Origin of the sequence: Okeania sp. SIO3I5 (assembly GCF_010672085.1) — a bacterium.
Classification (GTDB): domain Bacteria; phylum Cyanobacteriota; class Cyanobacteriia; order Cyanobacteriales; family Microcoleaceae; genus Trichodesmium.
This window is the reverse complement of record NZ_JAAHHT010000079.1, coordinates 14,003-35,772: the sequence shown is the minus strand read 5'-3', so window position 1 is coordinate 35,772 and position 21,770 is coordinate 14,003. Positions and strand designations below refer to the sequence as shown.

General features: G+C 36.9%; 21 protein-coding genes. 8 read left to right on the top strand and 13 right to left on the bottom strand.

What is annotated here, in order from left to right; genetic code table 11:
• Positions 1-165 precede the first annotated feature (165 nt).
• On the bottom strand, positions 166-1,569 hold the full coding sequence (locus F6K40_RS18740; RefSeq protein ID WP_293138500.1) for a helix-turn-helix domain-containing protein: 1,404 nt from the start codon (positions 1,567-1,569) through the stop codon (positions 166-168).
• 417 nt (positions 1,570-1,986) lie between these two features.
• On the opposite strand from F6K40_RS18740, the gene F6K40_RS18735 reads away from it, so the two are divergent.
• The gene (locus tag F6K40_RS18735) at positions 1,987-2,370 is read left to right on the top strand and encodes a hypothetical protein (RefSeq protein ID WP_293138498.1); all 384 of its coding nucleotides are present in this window, start codon (positions 1,987-1,989) and stop codon (positions 2,368-2,370) included.
• 6 nt (positions 2,371-2,376) lie between these two features.
• Positions 2,377-2,823: a type II toxin-antitoxin system VapC family toxin gene (locus F6K40_RS18730; protein WP_293138496.1), complete on the top strand. Its 447-nt coding sequence runs from the start codon at positions 2,377-2,379 to the stop codon at positions 2,821-2,823.
• 425 nt (positions 2,824-3,248) lie between these two features.
• Here F6K40_RS18730 and F6K40_RS18725 read toward each other — a convergent pair whose 3' ends face one another.
• Positions 3,249-3,560: a type II toxin-antitoxin system RelE/ParE family toxin gene (locus F6K40_RS18725; protein WP_293138494.1), complete on the bottom strand. Its 312-nt coding sequence runs from the start codon at positions 3,558-3,560 to the stop codon at positions 3,249-3,251.
• The gene (locus tag F6K40_RS18720; protein WP_293138492.1) at positions 3,544-3,834 is read right to left on the bottom strand and encodes a type II toxin-antitoxin system Phd/YefM family antitoxin; all 291 of its coding nucleotides are present in this window, start codon (positions 3,832-3,834) and stop codon (positions 3,544-3,546) included. Before F6K40_RS18720 ends, F6K40_RS18725 begins: the two co-directional genes overlap by 17 nt.
• A gap of 653 nt (positions 3,835-4,487) precedes the next feature.
• Between F6K40_RS18720 and F6K40_RS18715 the strand changes: the two genes are divergently transcribed.
• Both F6K40_RS18715 and F6K40_RS18710 read left to right on the top strand, forming a co-directional pair.
• Positions 4,488-6,068 carry an FG-GAP-like repeat-containing protein gene (locus F6K40_RS18715; RefSeq protein ID WP_293138490.1) on the top strand — a complete coding sequence of 527 codons (1,581 nt, stop codon included), beginning with the start codon at positions 4,488-4,490 and terminating at the stop codon, positions 6,066-6,068.
• Entirely contained in the window at positions 6,010-6,984 is a 975-nt protein-coding gene (locus F6K40_RS18710) for a calcium-binding protein (protein ID WP_293138488.1), read from the top strand. Before F6K40_RS18715 ends, F6K40_RS18710 begins: the two co-directional genes overlap by 59 nt.
• A 212-nt stretch (positions 6,985-7,196) precedes the next feature.
• Here the strand turns inward: F6K40_RS18710 and F6K40_RS18705 are convergent, their stop codons facing one another.
• The 3 genes from F6K40_RS18705 to F6K40_RS18695 all read right to left on the bottom strand — a co-directional run bounded on the left by F6K40_RS18705 (position 7,197) and on the right by F6K40_RS18695 (position 9,988).
• Positions 7,197-7,490 carry a MoaD/ThiS family protein gene (locus tag F6K40_RS18705; RefSeq protein WP_293138486.1) on the bottom strand — a complete coding sequence of 98 codons (294 nt, stop codon included), beginning with the start codon at positions 7,488-7,490 and terminating at the stop codon, positions 7,197-7,199.
• A 496-nt stretch (positions 7,491-7,986) separates the two neighbouring features.
• On the bottom strand, positions 7,987-9,300 hold the full coding sequence (thrC, locus tag F6K40_RS18700; RefSeq protein ID WP_293138484.1) for a threonine synthase: 1,314 nt from the start codon (positions 9,298-9,300) through the stop codon (positions 7,987-7,989).
• Between the two features lie 409 nt (positions 9,301-9,709).
• Positions 9,710-9,988: a MoaD/ThiS family protein gene (locus tag F6K40_RS18695; protein WP_293138482.1), complete on the bottom strand. Its 279-nt coding sequence runs from the start codon at positions 9,986-9,988 to the stop codon at positions 9,710-9,712.
• Between the two features lie 70 nt (positions 9,989-10,058).
• Between F6K40_RS18695 and F6K40_RS18690 the strand changes: the two genes are divergently transcribed.
• A complete protein-coding gene (locus tag F6K40_RS18690) occupies positions 10,059-10,277 on the top strand; it encodes a hypothetical protein (protein ID WP_293138480.1) in 219 nt (72 codons plus the stop codon).
• 111 nt (positions 10,278-10,388) lie between these two features.
• Complete coding sequence (locus F6K40_RS18685; RefSeq protein WP_293138478.1) at positions 10,389-10,553, top strand: hypothetical protein; 165 nt, start codon at positions 10,389-10,391, stop codon at positions 10,551-10,553.
• A gap of 701 nt (positions 10,554-11,254) precedes the next feature.
• Here F6K40_RS18685 and F6K40_RS18680 read toward each other — a convergent pair.
• The 6 genes from F6K40_RS18680 to trpB all read right to left on the bottom strand — a co-directional run bounded on the left by F6K40_RS18680 (position 11,255) and on the right by trpB (position 16,712).
• The gene (locus F6K40_RS18680) at positions 11,255-11,803 is read right to left on the bottom strand and encodes a CAP domain-containing protein (RefSeq protein ID WP_293138476.1); all 549 of its coding nucleotides are present in this window, start codon (positions 11,801-11,803) and stop codon (positions 11,255-11,257) included.
• A 663-nt stretch (positions 11,804-12,466) separates the two neighbouring features.
• Entirely contained in the window at positions 12,467-12,622 is a 156-nt protein-coding gene (locus tag F6K40_RS18675; RefSeq protein WP_293138474.1) for a hypothetical protein, read from the bottom strand.
• A 175-nt stretch (positions 12,623-12,797) separates the two neighbouring features.
• Positions 12,798-12,953: a hypothetical protein gene (locus F6K40_RS18670; protein ID WP_293138472.1), complete on the bottom strand. Its 156-nt coding sequence runs from the start codon at positions 12,951-12,953 to the stop codon at positions 12,798-12,800.
• 24 nt (positions 12,954-12,977) lie between these two features.
• Positions 12,978-14,570, bottom strand: a complete 1,593-nt coding sequence (locus tag F6K40_RS18665) for a DNA methyltransferase (protein ID WP_293138470.1) — start codon at positions 14,568-14,570, stop codon at positions 12,978-12,980.
• A 340-nt stretch (positions 14,571-14,910) separates the two neighbouring features.
• Entirely contained in the window at positions 14,911-15,129 is a 219-nt protein-coding gene (locus tag F6K40_RS18660) for a hypothetical protein (RefSeq protein ID WP_293138468.1), read from the bottom strand.
• A gap of 353 nt (positions 15,130-15,482) precedes the next feature.
• Positions 15,483-16,712: a tryptophan synthase subunit beta gene (trpB, locus tag F6K40_RS18655; RefSeq protein WP_293138466.1), complete on the bottom strand. Its 1,230-nt coding sequence runs from the start codon at positions 16,710-16,712 to the stop codon at positions 15,483-15,485.
• 997 nt (positions 16,713-17,709) lie between these two features.
• Here trpB and F6K40_RS18650 point away from each other — a divergent pair.
• Positions 17,710-18,294, top strand: coding sequence for a pentapeptide repeat-containing protein (locus F6K40_RS18650; protein ID WP_293138464.1), 585 nt, complete (start codon positions 17,710-17,712; stop codon positions 18,292-18,294).
• A gap of 155 nt (positions 18,295-18,449) precedes the next feature.
• Positions 18,450-18,728 (top strand): hypothetical protein, encoded by a 279-nt coding sequence (locus F6K40_RS18645; protein ID WP_293138463.1) that lies wholly within the window; start codon positions 18,450-18,452, stop codon positions 18,726-18,728.
• A 1,000-nt stretch (positions 18,729-19,728) separates the two neighbouring features.
• Here the strand turns inward: F6K40_RS18645 and F6K40_RS18640 are convergent.
• Entirely contained in the window at positions 19,729-21,750 is a 2,022-nt protein-coding gene (locus F6K40_RS18640; protein WP_293138461.1) for an exonuclease, read from the bottom strand.
• Between the last annotated feature and the right edge of the window lie 20 nt (positions 21,751-21,770).

The window sequence follows — 21,770 nt, the reverse complement described above, 5'->3', positions numbered from 1 at the left end:
ATTTTTTCTAGAAGCGATCGCTTCGTCAAGGATCTAATGGCATTCAAAATATCGGAGTTGGAGCGATCGCTACTTTCCCGCAAGCAAGAGATAGAAACTGGTTCTTTAAACAGAGGAAGATATTCAGCAGATGGGAGAAATATTGAGGAAAAAGTTGGAAAGTAATCAAGTTGATAAATTTTGCTCTAACAAATATTCTTGAAAAATTTGTTTAACGGTGAATAGGGTTGAATTTTGCCTTTCGATTTTTTCTAGAAGCGATCGCTTCGTCAAGGATCTAATGGCATTCAAAATATCGGAGTTGGAGCGATCGCTACTTTCCCGCAACCAAGAGATAGAAACTGGTTCTTTTTGAGAGCTAATTTGTAATAAAATCTGCTTTTCTAAGTCGGTTATCCGAGTTAAATGTTGTTTTAAAATAACGATTAATTCGTCTCCTAAAAATAGAGGTTTGTATTGTAAATATTCTCCTACTCTACCTCCAAATAAATCTTGAATTCCTGTTGCTGCAATTTTTAACCAGTGGGGGTTGCCTCCATAAATATTGATTAATTCCGACCATTTTTCTTGATCTAATAAACCTTCTTTTTCTAAGATTTTATTGGCGGTTTTTCCTAAACTTTCTAGTTCCAAGCAGGAAATGGGGGCATTTTTATTTTTTAAATCGACTATTTCTAAGGGTAATTCCCAACTGTTGAAAATTAGACAGCTTTGATGGGATAGTTCAGCGATGGTTTGAAAAAGGTTTCTATAATTTTCGTATCCCGGTTGATAATGACCGACTAATTTATTTTTTTCTAGCACTTTATGCAGGTCATCTAATATTATTAAACAGCGATTATTTCGCAAATATTCTATTAGTAAAGATAGTTGCTCTTCTTCTTTTTGATTTTTGCGGTTTTGGGGAATATTAGAAAAAAATTGAGTTAAAGATTTGAGAGTAGTTTCTGGGGTTGGGGAACCGCGAAGACTCCGCCAGATTATATAGTCAAATTTATCTTCTATTTCTGATAGTAACTGAAGGGCGATCGCTGTTTTTCCCATACCGCTAATTCCGGAAATTGTTATTAGACGAGTCCGTTTTTCCAGGAGTAAGTTTTTTAGGGTATCGAGTTCGTGGGAGCGATCGCAACAATATTCTAGGTCTGGTGCTTCGGAGCGATCTATATGGGGTTTGCTTTTGTTTGGGGAAGGGGAGCGATCGCTCTGTTGCTGCTTGGGAAATTCTAGCGGATGTGAGGCGTTTCCGCAGACACTGACATTACCGATGTGTCCGATATGTCTACTGAAGACTGAGAGATTCGAGACTTGCCATCTGTGGAACATTGAGCGCAAATTTGATTTATTTATTTGTTCTCCATCGCCTAAACTTTGTGAGAGTGTTTTCCACAATTGAGAAGCCACCTTTTTAACATGAACCTCGGTACAATGGTAGGAATTGGCAATATCGGAGTATTTTTCACGTTCCCAGGTGCCTCGTAAAATGGCTTTTTGGAGGTCGTCCAAGGGTTTTCCAGTGTGGGCCAATACCTGCTGATCTGCCCATGCTAATAATTCTTGGAAGTCCATGAAAATTGAGTGGGTATTGTGGATTTGGTGGATAAGGTTACTTTATCCTACTTTTTGCTACTTGGTCAAGACTGTAGTAGCTCGTCTAGACTAAAATTGTGGGTACAACCTAACCCCCCAACCCCCTTCCCTAAGAGGGAAGAGGGAGTTTCTCCCCTCTCCTTGCAGGAGAGGGGTTGGGGGAGAGGTCTTCATTGACTCAAATTTACCCACATTTTAAAGCTAGACGCGTTAGTAGCAATTCTTAAATATAGCAATCTAAATGATTTGTGAAAAAAAACTGTAGGGGTTTAGTCCCCAAACCCAAGCAAAAAAGGGATTTGGAGACCAAACTCCTACGATAAAATGTTAAAACCTATTTAGGATTGCTATAGTTCTGGTAAAGTATTGTCGGTAAAAAAATATTAAAAAACTAATATGAATACATTTCAATTGCGTCAAAAAATCGAAAGTCAGCTCGATAGACTATCGCCAGAAAGACTTGCCCTGGTTAGTGACTTTCTCGACTCTATCCAATCAGTAGAAAAGAGTGATTTATCTTCTTTAACTGAAGAACAAAAATCTCGATTAGAATGGCAAAAATTTATTGATGAAACTTATGGTTCTTTAGCTGATGAAAATTTAGAAAGACCACCCCAATTACTAGAAAATACTGATTCATCTTCTTTGCACAAACAGCCACCTATAAAGAGGGGAAAAACTGCTAAAGACTTACTAAAATTCGCCGGTACCTGGCAGGGTGACGACCTGGAAAGTTGCCTTGATTTTGTCCGTGAAACGCGCTCGAAAACTCAGTTTTAATTCTTCATGTCTTATTTGTTGGATACAAACCACTGTAGCTATATTATTAATGGCAATTCTCAAGTAATTGATGCTTTAAATACTCACGCAAATGACAGTATTAGTATTAGCATCATCACTTATGCGGAACTGTTTTATATGAGTGAAAATTCAGAAAAAGTCCTGGAAAACCGCAGGGCAGTAGAAGCTTTTTTGACCAGTGTAAATCTCTATTTTATAGACGAAGAAACTGCCATAATTTATAGCCAACTCAAAGCATTAATTTTCGCTCACTTTGCTCCAAAAGATAAAAATAAACGTCGTCGCACGAATATAAGCAATTTAGGATTTAGCGACCATGACCTTTGGATAGTTGCCACAGTTATTCAACATGGATTAACTTTAGTTTCTGCCGACAATGATTTTAAACGAATTAGGGAAGTTCAGCCTTTTTCTTGGGAATCATGGAGCTAAAACACTATTTTTTGTTATTGGTTAAATAATTTTAGCGACCGTATTGCAGACAAAAAAACTAACATAACAGGGGAAGCGATCGCTTCTAATTAGGGCTTGCTGAAAAAGTCTTTTTTAAGGAGTAGGGAAGTAGGGGAGTAGGAGAGTAATTTTTTGGCCCAACAATGCGCCAAAAATGCTAAATTTTTGAGCATGAAGAGCTGAAAACCAGGTACTTTTTCAAGACCTAAAAAGGCGCTAAATCTTTATCTGTCAATACTTTTATATTTATTCAGCAAACCCTAATTAAAAGTCAAAATTCCTCTAAAAGCAGGTTTATTTTGCAGATTAAAAACTCCGATAAACCTGGTTTTTCTTATTTGTTAAATAATATTAACAACGTCGATCTCTTTTGCCCAAAAAGAGCTATATGCTATTTCGTTTTTTTATGGCTCTATAAATTGACGAGAAGCATGACGAACGTGTAAAATATAAACAATTGATTCTGAAATTGTAAAAAGTATGCGATACATTCCACGTCCTTTTCCATATAATACTTGACGGATTTCTTCAGGGAAAACGTCATTTTCTGGTGCGAGAGAAAACCGTTTTGGGCTTTTGTTTAAAGATTCAATTGCATCCATAAGACCTTCAAACCACTGTTGGGCACTTTCTGGGGAAAACCTATCCATTATCCACACATAAACTTCCTCCGCTTCTGCTAAAGCTACATCGGTAATTTCAACTCGATATTTCATGTTTTTGTTTGAGTTTGGTTAGTGCTTCCTTTGCTGGAAAAGTGCGTCCTTCTCGTACAGATTTTAAACCTGCTTGAATACCCTCGATCGCTTGTATACGATCGACTAACTCCAGTAATTTTTGGTATGATTCGGCATCCTGGACTACTACTTCTGCTTTACCATTAACCGTGAGAACTAGGGGATGTCCGCTTTCCTTGATTCGCTCTAAGTAAGCAGCGGTATTGCGCTTAAAGTTAGTGAGGGAGTCGATGTCTTTGGTTATGTCTAGCATCTTGTTACCTCAATAGTGGAAATTTGACATTATATTAGCATTTTTTTTAATGCTTGACAAGTTTCCTAACGGGTTTATTTTGCACATTAAAAATTCGGGTAAATCTGGTTTTTCCTATTTGTTAAATAAACAAAACTTACGCAAAGAAACCGGGTTTTTAGGATAAATCGTTGTTTTTCACCATAAATATTGAGGGAAAAAACCGGGTTTCTGGGTTCGTCTGCGTAAGTACTGATAAACTGAAATGACCGTTTCCTAAAATATAACTTTTTCCTACTTAGTAGAGTGAAATTCAATACAATAAACTACCTACTAAATCCAACTTTTTTCTACTGACAATATCAAGTTTGACAAATACAATAATTAACTAAAAAACCGCGTAACAAATATTCTATTTCTGCGCGAATTACTGTTTCTATGTAGCAGGCAAAAATTAATTATACATTGAAGAGATAAGACGTCTGTTCTACAGGTAATTAGATGTTGTAGGGGCGAATGGCCATTCGCCCCTACAGGAGATTGAGAAAGATTTGGCAATAATTGAAGATGGAATATTTTTTATACCAAATCAAGTAGATTTAGTATGTCTGCAAGGTCTAAATATTTTTGTATACCTTTTTAACAAATTGCTAACAAAATAAATAGGGGAAACTATGCTGAATTTCTCGAATGATTGTGCGGTCGGTGGCGCTTCCTGCGTAACTGCACCAGTTCAAACTTTAGTGGCGATCGACTCCCGGGTTGAAGATGCTCAAATGTTACTTACAGGAGTCAAACCGGGAGTTAAAGCTGTAATTATAGATAGCGGGGAGGATGCTATTCCTCAGATTACTCTTGCTTTATCGAAATATTCTGCCCGTAATTTACAAGTTGTTTGTCACGGTGAACCGGGTATTTTGTATTTAGGTAAAACTGCTATTACTGTTGCTAGTTTGGAAGGATATTCCCATTTATTAGCGGAGTGGGGTGTGGGAGATATTCTTTTATATGCTTGTCAAGTGGCAGGTTTCTCTGGGAACATGGTTAATGGTTTATTGACTCGACTGCATCAGTTGACGGGAGCAAATATTGCTGCATCAACCCATCGGGTAGGAAGCAAAAAATTACATGGGAGTTGGGAGTTAGATGCGGCGATCGGTGAGGTTAATTCTGAGTTGGCTTTTTTACCGGAAGTAGTGGAGAGTTATCCGGGGGTATTGGTGACGTTTAGTCAAGCTACCACTTATCCTACAGGTGGAATTGGAGCTATCTTCACAAATACAGGCGATGTAAATGATGATGGCATTCCTGATATCGTGACTGGTAATACTGACTCAGATAATGTCTCCATATTTATAGGTGAAGGCGATGGAACTTTTGAAACTCCTACTCTCATTCCAGCAGGAGATGGAGCTAACCGTGTTAATCTTGGTGACTTCAATGAAGATGGCTTTAACGATCTTGTTGTTGGCAACTTTAACGGAGATAGTGTATCAGTATTTTTAGGTAATGACAACGGCAGTTTTCTAGTTCCTCAAACCTTTACAGGAATAGACGCTCCTACTTCACTTCCAGTAGCAGACTTTAATCAAGATGGAAATCTGGACATATTAGCCACAACCCAGTCTCAAGGAAACACCATCATTACGCTACTAGGAGATGGTAATGGTGGCTTTAGTCAAGTAACAACTCAAGCAACAGGTGCTATTCTTGTAGCTACAGGAGATTTTAATCGGGATTCAATCCTAGATGTTGCCACTACTCAATTTATTAATAGTGATTTTACTTCCTTTGTTTCGATCTATTTAGGCAACGGTACTGGTGGGTTTTCCCTTCCAACACAATTTAATACAGGTGAAAATGCGATAGATGTAGAAGTAGGTGATTTTAATAATGATCGTCGGATAGACTTAGTTACCGCTAACCGTGACTCAGACAATATTTCTATTTTACTAGGTAATGGAAATGGCACTTTTGACAGCCCTACCTTACTTGATGCAGGTGATGGACCTGAGGGGTTGGGTGTAGCCGACCTTAACAAAGATGGTTTTGATGATATTGTGGTATCTAACGAGAACTCAAATAATCTTCTAGTCTTCTTGGGTAGAGGAAATTCTCAATTTGCTTTCCCTATCGATATTCCCACAGGAGGTAACCTCCCCGAAGACGTAAGTTTAGCTGACCTTGATGGCGACAATGACTTGGATATTGTCGTGCCGAACAGAGACTCTGGCAATATCTCCGTCATCCTATAATACATCCCTCATCGGCAATAACAGAAACAACACCCTGAACGGCAATAACACAGCCAACTTCATCAACGGTCTCGGTGGCAGAGATACTTTGAGAGGCAGAGGTGGCAACGATACCATCTTAGGAGGAGGCGGAAACGATCGCCTAGATGGCAACAACGGCAACGACACCCTAACTGGAGAAGCAGGAAACGATCGCCTCACTGGAGGTAATGGCAACGACACCCTCACTGGAGGTAATGGCAACGACAACCTCAACGGTGGTGCAGGACGCGACAGACTCACTGGAGGTAATGGCAACGACACCCTTACTGGAGGCAATGGCAACGACAACCTCAACGGTGGTGGAGGACGCGACAGACTCAACGGTGGCAGTGGCAACGACACCCTAACTGGCAGCAACGGCAATGATACTCTCAATGGAGGTGGAGGACGCGACAGACTTAACGGTGGCAGAAACAACGACATCCTCACAGGAGGTAACGGCAATGACACCCTCAACGGAGGCGGTGGAAACGACCAACTAACCGGAGGTAGTGGCAACGATCTACTCAATGGTGGAGGCGGTGCCGACAGGTTTATCTATAATAGTGGCAGAGCATTTACCAGAAACACCATTGGTCAAGATAGAATAGCTAACTTTGTTGTAGGTACCGATACAATAGTCTTAGATAAAACCACATTCCGAAGCTTAAACAGCAGAGCAGGAAATGGCTTCAGTAACGACAGCGAATTTGCCGTAGTCGCCAACAACTCCGCAGCATCCGGCAGCAGCGCAGAAATAGTTTACGTTTCATCCAGCGGCAACTTGTATTACAACCCCAACGGTAGCAATACTGGTTTTGGCAGTGGTGGGTTGTTTGCCAGGTTGACAGGGGCACCCGATCTAACAGAGAGCGACTTATTGATTCAGAATTAGTTCTCAAGTAGAAACCCGGTTTTTTGGAAAAACCGGGTTTCTGGTTTGTAGGGGTGATTCGCGGTATTAATTTGCTGAAATTGAAAAATTGAAGGATGCGCTAAATTTAGTTAACACATCCTTTCAAGTAAATTGATTGAGGTTATTTTTAGAAACTAATAGGCAATTTTCAAAAACTTAGATTCTCAAAAACCCTTTTTTTCCAAACTTATTCAACCACCGGCAACAGCAGGAACAATACTAACTTCATCTTTATCGTTAAGTATTGTTTTTGTGCCATCTAAAAACCGAATATCCTCACTATTAACATAGAAATTTAAAAATCTCCTGGGTTCCCCTTGATCATCACACAGACTTTTTTTAATACCAGGAAATTTTGTTTCTAGAGAATCTATTAATACCGAGATACTACCACCGTCACATTCAATTTCAATTTTTGCTTTATCTTCTGCTTTATTTTCGGTGAATTTTTGCAGTGGGGTAGGAACTAAAACTGTAACTGCCATAACTTAATAATTTGTTCGTGTAGATAATACTTATTTCCAAATATTTATTATGATGGTTAGTTCAATCATATATTTATCTTTTAAGAAAAAAATTATCTTTTACAGTGCTTTTCAGATTAATAAACCACATTGTCATAAATACAACTAAATACAACCCTGTAGGGGCGAATGGCATTCGCCCTTATTGTGGTTCACTGAAATGAAAACCGCTGTAAAACTCACTATATAATTTGAAAATTTCCTTGTAGTTTGGAATTAGGGTTTGGAGACCAAACCCCTACGAGAAAAATTAAACTAAAACTTGTTGCCACTCAAGACACTCTAAACTCACTATCAGGACTTACGCAAATTATTAGGTAAAACGCTATCTGTAGAGGGCTTTCTTCCATTCGCCCCTACTAAATATGCTGGTTCTGCGTAAGTCCTGACTATATAATTTGAAAATTTCCTTGTAGTTTGGAATCAGGGTTTGGAGACCAAACCCCTACGAGGAAAATTAAACCAAAACTTGTTGCCATTCAAGACGTTCTAATGTTTGAGCGCGTGCCCATGCTTTCTCAAAAGCATCCAACTTTGCTTCTATTTTTAGAGGTTCACCAATCTCACCTTGTACTGCTTCTTGAGTCTTCAAGCCATTACCTGTAATATAGGCAACAGTAGTCTCTTCAGGGTCAATCTTACCAGCCTCTACTAATTTTTTTAATACAGCAATAGTTGTACCACCTGCTGTTTCAGTAAAGATACCCTCTGTTTCTGCCAATAACTTGATACCTTCAATAATTTCAGTATCAGTCACAGATTCAATATTACCATTTGTTTTGCGAGCTAGTTCTAATGCGTAGATACCATCTGCGGGGTTGCCAATAGCAATTGACTTAGCAATAGTATCAGGTTTAACTGGTTTGATAAAATCACGACCTTCTTTAAATGCTTGAGCTACTGGAGAACAACCTTCAGCTTGCGCTCCACTAAAACGAACTGCCTTATCTTCCACTAAACCTACTTTGACAAATTCTTGGAACCCTTTATAAATTTTCGTGTAGAGGGAACCGGAGGCAATAGGAGCAACTACATGGTCTGGAAGTTTCCATCCTAGTTGTTCGGCAACTTCAAAACCAAGAGTTTTTGAACCTTCAGAATAATAAGGGCGGAGATTAATATTTACAAAACCCCAACCGTAAGTATTTGCCACTTCGCAACAGAGGCGGTTTACTTGGTCATAATTCCCGTCAACTGCCATAACTGTTGGGTTGTAAATCAAAGTACCAAGAACTTTACCTGCTTCTAAGTTAGCAGGAATAAATACACAACATTCTAAACCTGCTTTGGCGGCGATCGCTGCGGTGGAGTTAGCTAGGTTGCCCGTACTTGCACAGGATACTGTGGAGAAACCTAATTCCCTAGCACGACTCAGGGCAACTGATACTACCCTGTCCTTGAAACTAAGGGTAGGCATATTTACCGCATCATTTTTAATGTAGAGATTTTTCAGACCCAAGCGACGCGCTAAACGTTCTGATTTTACTAGGGGGGTCATACCTGTTCCTACATCTATAACGTTGTCTGTTGTTACTGGTAGGAATTGACGATAACGCCAGATAGACTTAGGGCCTGCTTCAATTGTCGCCCGACTCACTGTTTGACTGAGTTTTTCATAGTTATATTTTACTTCTAAAGGACCAAAGCATACGTCTTCGCATATATGTTTTGCTTCTAGTGGATACTCTTCTCCACATTCTTTGCACTTGAGGCTTTCTATGGCTGTGTTTGTAGTTTGGATTTGGTTGTGAGTTGTTGTGGCCTTGGTCATAGTCTTTCTCCCTACTTCATTTCTCAGATCTATTTAGCATTTTTTTGATAGTAGCATAGGTAAAAATCACCGTCAACTATACCCGACAAAAATAGTCGGGATTAATTTTTATATATATTTTTCTATATTAAATGCTACACATAAATAATTTAGTTTGGTAGTTAATACTACTAATTTACTGGTTAATTCGGTTGTTAATATGGAAATTTTAGAAGTATCTAATACGATACATTGACTATTATTGCTACATCTTCTTGAAGGAAATAATTTTTTTCTAAACTTTGGTATTTAATATTACTTATTTCTATTTTTTTGCTAGAAAATGTAGCATTTTATTCTAGAAAATTTCCTTTAAGTCTATCACTCATTGTTTAGATACGGAAGAAATTATATTTTCTAAAAAAAATATCTAAATTCTAAAGCTATTGAGGCCACCACTGACTGGAGGAATTAGGACTACTTCGTCGCCGTCTTTAAGGATGGTTTCTGGTGGGACAAAGTTGAGGTTGATGCCAAATTTTGTGACATCTCGCCACTTTTTTAGTTCGGGGTGTTGGCTGATGATGTTTTCTAGAAGTTGGGATACTTTTGTTTCTGGGGGAATGCTGAGTTGGACTTCGGGAAGTTTGTAAGCTTCTTGATAGGCTGCGAATAGTTTGAGGGTGATGGTGATTTCGGTATGATTCATATTTTTGTGTTGAATAAAAAATCATGCACAGGGGCGAGCAACCCCCATTAATCTTAGTGTATCAAAATTTTTGATTTTGTGCAATTCCTTTTTCTTTCATCGCCGTTTTTGGAGTGCTTCAGACAATGCAATTAGGATTCGGTGGGGAGTGTGGGAGGTGTGGGGAGTGTGGGGAGTCTGGGGAGTGTGGGGAGTGTGGGAGGTGTGGGAGGTGTGGGGAGTGTGGGAGGTGTGGGGAGTGTGGGGAGTCTGGCGAGTGTCGGAGGGGAGAGGTAGGGACGTTGCTTGAGCATTAATGCGTTTTCTTATAGGGAATGCTGCGCTTTCCATGTCGCGTAGCGTTAGCGGAGCGAAAGCGTCAGCAAAACGTCCGTACGAAAAATGGTGGTGGTGCTGAGGAATGGTAGAGAGAGTGTGGGAGGTATGGGAGGTGTGGGAGGTGTGGGAGGTGTGGCGAGTGTGGCGAGTGTGGTTCGTGTGGGAAGTTGGTTCGTGTGGGAAGAAATTACAAAACTTATGTATCTTCGCCATTCCTCAGCAGGACTACCCGAAAAATATATACTAATGAAATTTGAAATTGTCAAAAAAAGACTTTGAATCTTGATAACTATTTGATTGTTGAAGTGTAGCTGAAGTATAGTATTAATGCATGGTAATTGGTATAAGATCATGTCCGCTTGAATACTTATACTTTAGTGGAAGGAAAGCCGGAGGCAGAAGGATTTCTTCCAATTACGACTTAGATTCTATACATACTCCGATACTATCGGACATAATATAAATTAATTTTTTTCTTACTATTAGTAAAGAGCGATCGCTCTTTTGGGATGAGATGATGAGAACTGTATTATTCTCGATTTTCAACCTAAAGCTAATACAATTACTTGAATTTTTTTCCGATTATTTTTATTCACTCAGCACCAAATCTCTTAATAGTTGTATACTTCTAGATACTGTAACTATCTAGGCATTAATTTCGTATAATCAATCTAAAAATATTGCTTCAAATTAAAGATATTTATTGATTATTTCTCTTAGTAAAATTAGATAGCAACCACCCAAGTAAAAAATATTTACCTATCCTTAAAAGGAATTCGGTAAATATTAATTGTTAATTGCTGAAGTTTGCTTTAACCTTTTGAATAATTATGGGTATAACATGGATTTGTTCAGATAATAAAGGAATAATACCATGCACACTTTGAGGAAAAATTGGGAAAAGTTATGTTGCCAAAATTTTATGGTTTAGCTTCATATTCCTGTTTTCTACCTAGTTTTAATAAAAAGCTGATTAAAGTAATATGTTCCTTCAGAATTTTTGGCAATACCAATACCAGTTAAATTATAATCACCCACCATATTTTTATGATGACCAGGACTATTAATCCAACCGACAACAGCTTTTTCTCCTGGATTACTATAACCAAAATTATTAGCTAAATTTTCAGCAGCACTTTTGTAAGGAATTTTTTGACTGATTATTTCTACTCTTTGTTGAAACCCATCATGGCTAAAAGTTGCTTTTCCATTAGCCATTTTTTGAGCATGAATTGCAGCTTGTTGAGCAATAGTATTATTCCACTTTAGAGGTGGTAAGTTTTGAGATTGTCGATATTGATTTACTTGGGCAAATACAGATTTTTCTAACTCATTAACATCAGATGAAATTGCTACTCTCTCTCTAGAGATAGGAGTTTGTCTGGAATTTTGAATTTCTGGCATTTCCGGCAAATTTTCGATTAACTTTTGATAATTACAACTACTCAAAAATATTGCCAGACTCCAGAAAATTTGTTTTAAATATTTATGATTCATTTTTTAATCTACTCTGTGTTATGCACAACTTCTTTAAGCTATGGTTTTGAAGGAGGTTTTGGGGAATTAAAATACCCTAGGTATTATCTTTCAATATCCTAGCAAATCAAGGAGTAAGGAAAAATTTGACATAGGAGTAAATTTGTTAAACCATTATATAGTAGTCGTCAGTTAGGACATTCTCGCACCTCTCAAATTTATATCATGTTCGGTTAAATAGTTAGACATAAAAAGGTAGGATTCAGAATTCATAATTCAGGAGAGAAGAAAAGAGAAAAATAAGGTATTAAGGAGGAGAAATTTTTATTATACCTAATCATCAGGAGACGATATTATAGCAATCGTAAATTGGTTGCGGGTAATCAAAAAGTAGATAAAAAAAACTGAAACTCCTGCCTGTTAGTTGTTGCCTGTTAGCTGTTGCCTAAAAGCGGTAAGATTTTTATACACAAATAAAATAGGATTGCTATAGTCACAGTAAGTAATGTACCGGGGAATTGCCATTTTACTTTTGCTGCGCGACATGAAGCTCCCGTACTGACTTCTGACTTCAGCTATACAGCGATCGCTAATTAATTGACCATAATTTGTTATAAATGGCGGAATTCCTGGGGCAATAACTGATTGATTTTTAGCTTCCTAGTTTGCTACTTCTAAATTCAGTTAAAATAGAAATTTCCGAGCCTCCTCGTTATTTTGTATTTCATAAGCAGAACGTACTTTACTATCAAGATTTTCCTGTGCTTGATGTAATTTTGTGTTTTTTATTTGCTCTAAATTTTGATAAATTTCTCTGAGACTACTTTGATTTTTATCCATAAGTTGACGACGAACTTTGATGAATTCATTGCATTTTTATCTCCCTCCGCGAAATGGAGCCTACTGGACTGAACTATTCCCTAATTAATTGACCATAATTTGTTATAAATGGCGGAATTCCTGGGGCAATAACTGATTGATTTTTAGCTTCCTAGTTTGCTACTTCTAAATTCAGTTAAAATAGAAATTTCCGAGCCTCCTCGTTATTTTGTATTTCATAAGCAGAACGTACTTTACTATCAAGATTTTCCTGTGCTTGATGTAATTTTGTGTTTTTTATTTGTTCTAAATTTTGATAAGTTTCTCTCAGACTACTTTGATTTTTATCCATAAGTTGACGACGAACTTTGATTAATTATACCGCTGCATTTTCCACATTAATAACTTGTTCTGAAGTTGGATTTTGCGGCCAGAGGAATGTATCAAAAACACTATTAGATGTATAAGGAAAATCACCCTTTAATGTAGAACAACGTTCTGTAAACCAAAGCCAATGAATACTTGATTGTAAAATTCCAAAAGAATAATCGTCAGACAGGGGGAAAACTTGCAAAGCATCCCTAGGTCTAATGTCAGAATTAATAAATGCAAAAATAGGTCTTTTTGTGACTCTACTACAAACAATATATCGAGATAACTTTTCAATTTTGCCGATTAATTCTGGTCTGGGATAAGAAAGCAACCACCACTTAGCTAGAAAGTTTTGATGATGTCTATTAACTTTAGCTTTAGGATTCTTTTTGCGAGCTGCTTCATTCCGTTTAATTTCTATTTCTGCAGCAGATTCTCTAGTCGGTAAAACTAATTCTTTAATTCTTTCAAATGGCAGTTTATATTTTTTAGCTTCCTCTATTTTTCGTGGGTGAAAATCTATCACATATCGCTGCGGTTGTGGCGGAATACTTGATAATAAATTATCTCCAGTTAAATAAGGAAAAATCACCTCAGAATTTTTGCTAGAACTAACAATCATTTCTGTTGCTTCTGCGGGAGTTAATAAAAAACCTTCGTGTCCGTGACTTTGCCCTTGATAACAACTTTGGGAATCAGAATTAACTTTTAATTGTTGAGCTTGAGTAACATCAAATCCTGTAGAAAGAGCAGAATTAATATAGTCTAATTCCATCATTTCCCAAGGGTTACTTTCTTGATCTCCAATTTGATTGTAAAGCTTCTTTTTGCCAGTTACTTTTGCCTTTACCCAATTAACAATTGAAACATGAACTACCGCATCTCCAGACCAAGGTTGACTCGAAACAGCTTCCGTAATAGTGCCGGAATTAATAATATAATCTAACCCTCCTTCGCGAGAATAATTTTGACGTATTGTATTAGTTCCTACTAAACCAGCACGACCATTTTCTGGTAATTCATCGTGGCTTTTTCTAAACCAATAAACACAATAATCTGCTCTCCCTGGAACTTCTGAATATTTCTCTCTTAATTGATTAATATAACTACGACCTAATTCCACCTGCATTTTATTTTTAGACTGAAAAGGAGGGTTGCCAATAATTGCATTTACTTGAGGCCATTTACTAAATAAAGCATCTTTACAAACAATATTTTTGTTGAGGGTATCTAAAGGTAAAACTGTTTCATTTATCCCTAGTTTATCAATGGCAACTTTACGAGCAATAGTTAATGTTACTCGTGCTAATTCCACTGCAAAAGAATTATTGTCTATGCCATAAAATTGTAAGGGCGTAACAAACCCCATTTCTAACTGAGATGATTGAGAAATTTCGGCTAATTTATCTAATAATAATTGTTCGGCAAGTTTCAATTCTTGGTAAGCCATATAGAGAAAATTTCCCGAACCACAAGCAGGGTCGAGAACTTGATAATTTCGCATTTCTGTTCTGAGAAATTCTAACTCTTTAACAGTATTAGCTGCCTCAATTTTGTCTTCCCAAAATTTACTAATTGTCGGTCGAATTATTTTCATAATGTCATTTTCTGAAGTAAAGTGAATCCCTCCTGCATGACGTTCCTTTTCATCCACCGTACTTTGAAAAATATTACCAAAAATTGCAGGTCGAACTTTACCCCAATCTTCCCTAGCTGAAGCTTCTAAATATTCTAAATATTCTCGACGTAATTCAATTTGAGGAATAGTTGCAAATAATCCACCGTTGAAAAAATCTACACCTTTACCGAAAAATAAAGCTTTAAAGCCTCTCCTTTAAAGGAGAAAAAGAAAAAATTTCCTTTTAACCAATCCTCTTCTTTTTAAAAAGAGGTAATTATTAATTATTAATTATTAATTGTTAATTGTTAATTATTAATTATTGAAACATACCAACTTTAGTAATTCCTGGATTATTCATTTCTTGGAATAAACGACCGGATAAAATGTCATAAGTGCTTTCTCCTTTTAGACATTTTTGAATACAATTAGTAAAGAGATTTTCTGGTAATAAACCCCGCCATTGAGCAAACATTCTATACTTTCTGAATAGAAGAGCGCCAACATTTTCATTCTCCGAAGCTCCCCAAAAAATCACGCCTCAAAAATATAAGGTTGCATCTTCTCCCAAATTGTGATACTCTAAAAGTTATATGGGATTATTCGCATATATGCATGATTTTTTATTCAACTCAAAATAGTTTAGGGGGCGATAGAACTCCGTTCTGATCCGCGTTGACGGAGCAAGTGCGACAGCTATAATGCTCAGGTTGTAGAAAAGAAAACCAATGTATAGGTAGAGACGTTTTAATTACTATTAAACCTCTGAGATCATCAAAAATCAAATAAATCCCATGGGTATAAATCATCAATTCTTCCCTCCTACTCCCTACTCCCTCTTTTCGGGAGAGGTCTATTAGAGGGTTTGGAGACCAAACCCCTACAAATTAATTACCCCTCCAAAAACTTCGCTACCGTTTGCACATCCTTATCACCACGACCAGAACAATTAAACACAATACGCGGACTACCACTTAACTGTGGACAAAGAATTTCCAAATAAGCGATCGCATGAGCAGTTTCCAGTGCCGGAATAATACCCTCCAACTGAGACAAACGTTGAAAAGCAGCCACCGCCTCATTATCAGTCACACCATAATATTCAGCCCTACCACTATCCTTCAAAAAACTATGCTCAGGACCAACTCCAGGATAATCCAAACCAGCACTAATAGAATGAGGTTCTATTATCTGACCTTCCTTATCCTGCAACAAATAACTCATCGCCCCATGCAACACACCCACACGTCCAAGAGTCAGAGTAGCAGCGTGCTTACTCGTATCAACCCCCTCGCCAGCAGCTTCCACACCGATCATCCGCACCGACAAATCATTCATAAACTCGTGGAATAAACCCATCGCATTAGAACCACCGCCAACACAAGCCATCAAAATATCAGGCAAACCGCCCCACTTTTCCAAACATTGAGCGCGGGTTTCCGCCCCAATAACCGCATGAAAATCACGCACCATCATCGGGTAAGGATGAGGGCCGGCAACCGAACCCAGAATATAATGAGTTGTCTCCACATTAGTCACCCAGTCGCGAATAGCTTCCGAAGTCGCATCTTTCAGAGTACCAGTACCAGCTTCCACTGGTCGCACCTCCGCTCCCAAGAGTCGCATTCTGAATACATTGAGAGCTTGACGTTCCATGTCGTTAACACCCATGTAGATGACACACTCCAACCCAAACCGAGCGCAAACGGTAGCAGTGGCAACACCATGTTGACCTGCTCCTGTTTCAGCAATAACCCGTTGTTTGCCCATTCTCTGAGCTAATAAAGCTTGGGCTAGAGCATTGTTAATTTTGTGCGCTCCAGTATGGTTGAGGTCTTCCCGTTTCAGGTAGATTTGTGGCCCTGTACCGTCTGGTTTGGTGTAATGAGCGGTCAGACGTTCGGCAAAGTAAAGAGGACTGGGGCGACCTACATAGTCTCGTAATAGTTGTTGAAGTTCTTGTTGAAAAGTAGGGTCTTGACTGTATTGTTTGTAGGCTGCCTCTAGTTGAAACAGGGCAGGCATTAATGTTTCTGGGACATATTTACCGCCAAACTGGCCAAATCTGCCGAGGGAATCTGGTTGTTGAGTGGAAGTTGGATTTAGAGGTGTAGTAGTCATTTCAGTTATCAGTTATTAGTTATCAGTTATCAGTATCTTTGGTACTCAGCATCAGGACTGAAATACTAAGCGCGAATTTTTGGTCGATTGGATGGCGTTCGCGTAGCGTCCCGGAGGGAAAGGAAACCTTGCCATCCCATCCTACGGAAAGCTCCGCTCATGTCGGCAACAGCCGAAAACGACCACTTTTTCATCCCCTTGAAAGGGAAGGCTTGAGACCTTATTTGTTGGTCACGAACTATTTTTCAAAAATAGAACATTTATCATTATAGGTAGGGTTTTTGTTAATATTTTAGCATTTAGCTTATTATTTTATTATAGCAATCCTATTTCAGTTGTAATATTTTGGTGATAGGCACGTTTCATGTTGCGGAGTAAAACGACTATTAGCTTACGCATAACTATCGTTAACGCCAGTATCGACGTAATTCCCTTGTTTAGAGAGACTTTGAGGCATTTTTATGACCATAACATAAAATGTTTAAGTACTACTATTAATTTTTCTATTAGACATCTCCAAAAATCAAAAATGAAATCAATTCAAGATATGAAATCAACAATTTCATTCCCTATTCCCTATTCCCTATTTCCTGACTTCTGCAAGAAGTCTATTTGTATTTATCAACTTATTTGAAGAAATATTAACTTTTATTTGTATATATCAAGGAAAAATAACTTTTGTCAAAAAATGTCATAATAATCAGCTAAACTTTTCAAAAGATTCCAAGATAATTAATATAAGTCTCTTGTTTTTCAAGTTTGAAATAAGAGCATTGACTTAATTAAAGAATGCGGTTGGCTTGACCGTTGATGCCTGTGGAGGTTCTGCTGCTGACTAGGGAAGCCGTCGGATTGGCGACGTATCCAGTAGAAGCAAGGGACTAAGCATGGTTAGTCCGTAAATATTAAAATGTCACTATTATGACGTTTTATATTGGTTTTATAAAGCAGAAATACATCTCAAATACTAAGAAAAAAATCTTAAGAGAAAAAAATTATGGAAGTTAAACAACTGTTAGAACGTTATGCTGCTGGAGAACGAAATTTTCGAGATATTGATTTATTTCGAGCAGAGCTTAGTAATCTTAATTTAGCTGGTGCAAGTTTGTTCCGTGCTAATTTGTTCCGTGCTAATCTATTTAGGGCAAATTTGATTGGTGTTAATCTGTACAATGCTACTTTGATTGGTGCTAATTTATATCATGCAAATTTGAGTGGTGCTAACTTGAGTGGTGCTGACTTAACTCGTGCTAATTTAAGTGGTGCAGATTTGAGTGGTGCAGATTTAAGTGCTGCTGACTTGAGTGGGGCAATTTTAAGTTATGCTCATCTCAGTTATGCTGACATGAGTCGTACTAATTTACATAAAGCAATTTTAATTAATACAAATTTGAGTAGTGCAAACTTAAGTGGTGCTGACCTCAGAGATACAAATATCGCTAGAGTTAATGTGACTGAGACAAAATTTGCTCTAGGTATTGGTTTATCTGCAGAGAAGAAGCGAGAGTTGCAACAACAAGGAGCGATCATTGAGGATATGCCAAAAGAACCTTATGCAAGTAGATTTTTAAGTTGGATTTAATTTGAGATAAGTCAAAATTAATTTAACCTTTTTAAGGAAGTAGGGAGTAAGTAATAGGGAAAAAAATCTACTTGTATATTTTATAAATAGAGGCAAAATTATTTTACCCAAAAATTTTGGTTTAAAGCCTCCCCTTTTAAGGCAGGGTCAATTTATTGTCACGCCTAGAAAAAAGTAGGAGAGAGTGGGGAGGTGTGGGAGGTGTGGGAGAAAAGTCCGCTTTTATTCATGCAGCGGCTTTACTTCGAGACCTTGTCCTCCCCATCCCCCCATCCCCCCATCCTCCCCATCCTCCTCATCCTCCACATCCGGACTACCCTCTCCCTAAATATTCTCTGGCGACAAAGAATGAGCAATGCCCTTTTAAGGGGATAATAAATAAAAATTTTCATGATTCGTCAATCCTATCAGTTTCAAGGAGAGGTAATTATTAATTATTAATTATTCATTATTAATTGTTGAACTATCTACTTAACTTAACTACTAAATATACAATTAATTTTGCTTAATTACTTATTGTTTCTTATCCTTGGTGAGGTACATTTGTATTTTTATTCTTACAACCAATAATTTTGATTTGAGCTGATAGTTGAAGACTTCAGCGTTTTTGCTGATAGGTCATCTAACCTCACAATCAAAACCTTGTAGGGACGTTCCATGGAACCTCTCTACTGTGGTTTTATTTAACTTCAATAGACATCTCCGAAAATGAAAAATAAAATCAATTCTCCCATTTGAAATTATCTATTCTTTCTTCCTGTTCCCAGATCCGCTGTTCCCTGTTCCCTCTTTTCCGGAGATGTCTAATAAAAATATAGACATTTATAGACATTTACGGAAAATTATCTGACTCTATTAACAGTTGAAGAACCAGACTCAGGGATAACATTCTGAAACTGATTGAAAAATTTATGATTAGCAAGCTCCATTCTAATTATCAATTTCTTGATAAATTATGCTTTTGAGCAAAGAATTTATTTAATGCAGTTAATTATATTGTTAGACAAGAACTTATCTTTAACCAGAACTATCTAAACTCCGCCCAAACTGATCATTTTAGTTAATAAATTAGACTTTTAATAATTGATAATAATTTCATGTTGGCCAAATTATTAAGTTTTGACTCTGGCTTTAGCGATCGCTTATAACCCATTATTTTTTTGTTCACGCATTACTGTTAGTGTATCTCACCATCCCCAAAAATGCTATAAGTAATTAACACAGAGAAAATAACATTTTTGCTAATTTTAACCAGAAGGTAGAAGTACGAAAGCACCTATGCTGAAGGCAATCTGTGCATTGACCTAAGAGCGACTTGCGGGAGCAGTTTCAATCCCCCACTGAAGTCGTTTCAGTGGCTCCTTGATTGGAGACGTCTCGCATCCCCAACGGAGAAATTCCTTCCACCTTCTACCACCAGCATAAGTGCCTTCTTTAAATATCTCCTGTCACTTCGTAGGCTATTTTTAACAAAGAATGATGTGAATATCTTTTGAAAATAATTGATAAAGCTTCATCCAACTCGACTTCTATATCTTGATTTTGAATATCCACAATTATTTGATACACCAGTTCAAAAATAATTCTTTCATCTTTTGTTAAAACAATATATTCGGCATTTTCTAAATTTTTAAATTTCTCTAATTCTGCCAGACTTTTTTCACCACTTACTTGATAACCTCTAGCATCTCGATATAGATAAAACTTGAGATGAGAATTTTTTGCCACTAATTCATTCCAGTTAGTCATCCGAGAAAAAAATGCGTTTCCCCCATAATATAAAAAACCTATAGCATAACCTTGAGTTGATGTCTCAATAACTAAATGGTCGGGAATTTTTTTCTTTCTATCTAACGTGAGAAAATCTAACTTTAGAGATGGTTGAACTATTTTTAAAGATTCAAATATTTTCTCCAATTTTCCTCGGTCATCACTACTTGTAATAATCTGAGACTCACTATAATTTTCTTCGAGTTCGTGATATTGCTGATTTAGGTAATTTGTGATAATTCTATAGGCATTAGTTTGATTTTGATGTTCCTGATGAATAGATTTTTTACCATTTTTATAGAGTTTTGATTCTAGGTTTGTTTCTATATTAGATTCAATCTCTAACTTTTCAGATATTCTTATAACAGCCTCTTTAATTTGTTTAATATCAGAAACTAAATTTGGTAAATTGGGATTGCCTTGTAGTTGATTTTTGCCATTTTTTTCAACTTTTAAATCTTCAGGCAAAGGAATATTGTGAATTTTATAATTGTAGAAATCAGCAGCAGAATTAATAATTGAACGCACAGATTTTTTACTCAAGATTGTTTGAATTTCTTGTGGCGTAAAAAGTTGCTCTATCGGTACATTAATAGACTTAGACTTTTCATTAAGAATAGCTTTTAATTGTTCTTCATTTGGTCTATTTAAAAAGACTTGACACTGAGAAATTCTATCCACAATAGAATCATCAAACTCTTGTTGAAACTGTTCCCAACGATCCGGAAATAAATTCAAAATAATCAAGCTATTCGGAACATGGGTAAAAATTTCCTTGATAGCTTCTCCAAAACTATGCAAAAGATTTTGATTATACTCTCTACCCAAACCTTCCAACTGATCAAATACAATAATTAAAGGTTCATCTAGAAGCGATAAATAACCAAAAATCTTTAATGCTTCTAGAGATACTTCTTCTCGATCTATATTTTGATTCCAAGACGCTATCCTGACTTTATCCAAATATTTTTGAGGCACTTCATTCATTGCCAACCATTCTCTAATAATAGAACGATAATCTATCGCTCTATATCCACAAAATTTGATAATTCCTTTCAATATTTCTGGTGCATATCCTGCACTAGAATAATTTGTTACCCACCACAGATAAGCTCGATTTTCTATATGTTCCCAAAGTTCTCTTTTAGCTCTAGTATTCGATGATAAAAATGTCAGTAATTTTAGGTGGTTACCATTTTCCACTTCTGCCAATATATCTCTATCTTTTTTGCTAGACTTTTTCAGATATAGATGAGGTTTTTCAACAAAAATTTCTTCAAAAATCTTGGTGCAACTATTAGTAATTAAATATTCTAGCTGAGTATAATTAATTCTAGGTATATTCCTAATGAGTGATTCTAGTATCCGACTATAAACATGATAAATAACAGCATCAGGGTTATTCGGTTGACGAATAAATAATAGTCGATTAGTTTTTAATCTACTGTTTGCTAGTCGCATCATTAGGTGAGTTTTGCCAAACCCAGGCTCCCCTACAACTACAACCCCTTTACTTTGATGATTAATATCTTGCTTAATATCTTTTAGAGTAGATTGTATCCTGTGAAATTCTTTACTAAAAACATTATCTGCATCGTTATGTGCCTGAAAAGGATGATCGACTCGACTACTTCCAAATGGATTTTTTCTTTTTTGCAGTTTGGTTTGAAGATGTAGGTCTATCATAAATATCAATATAGATAAAA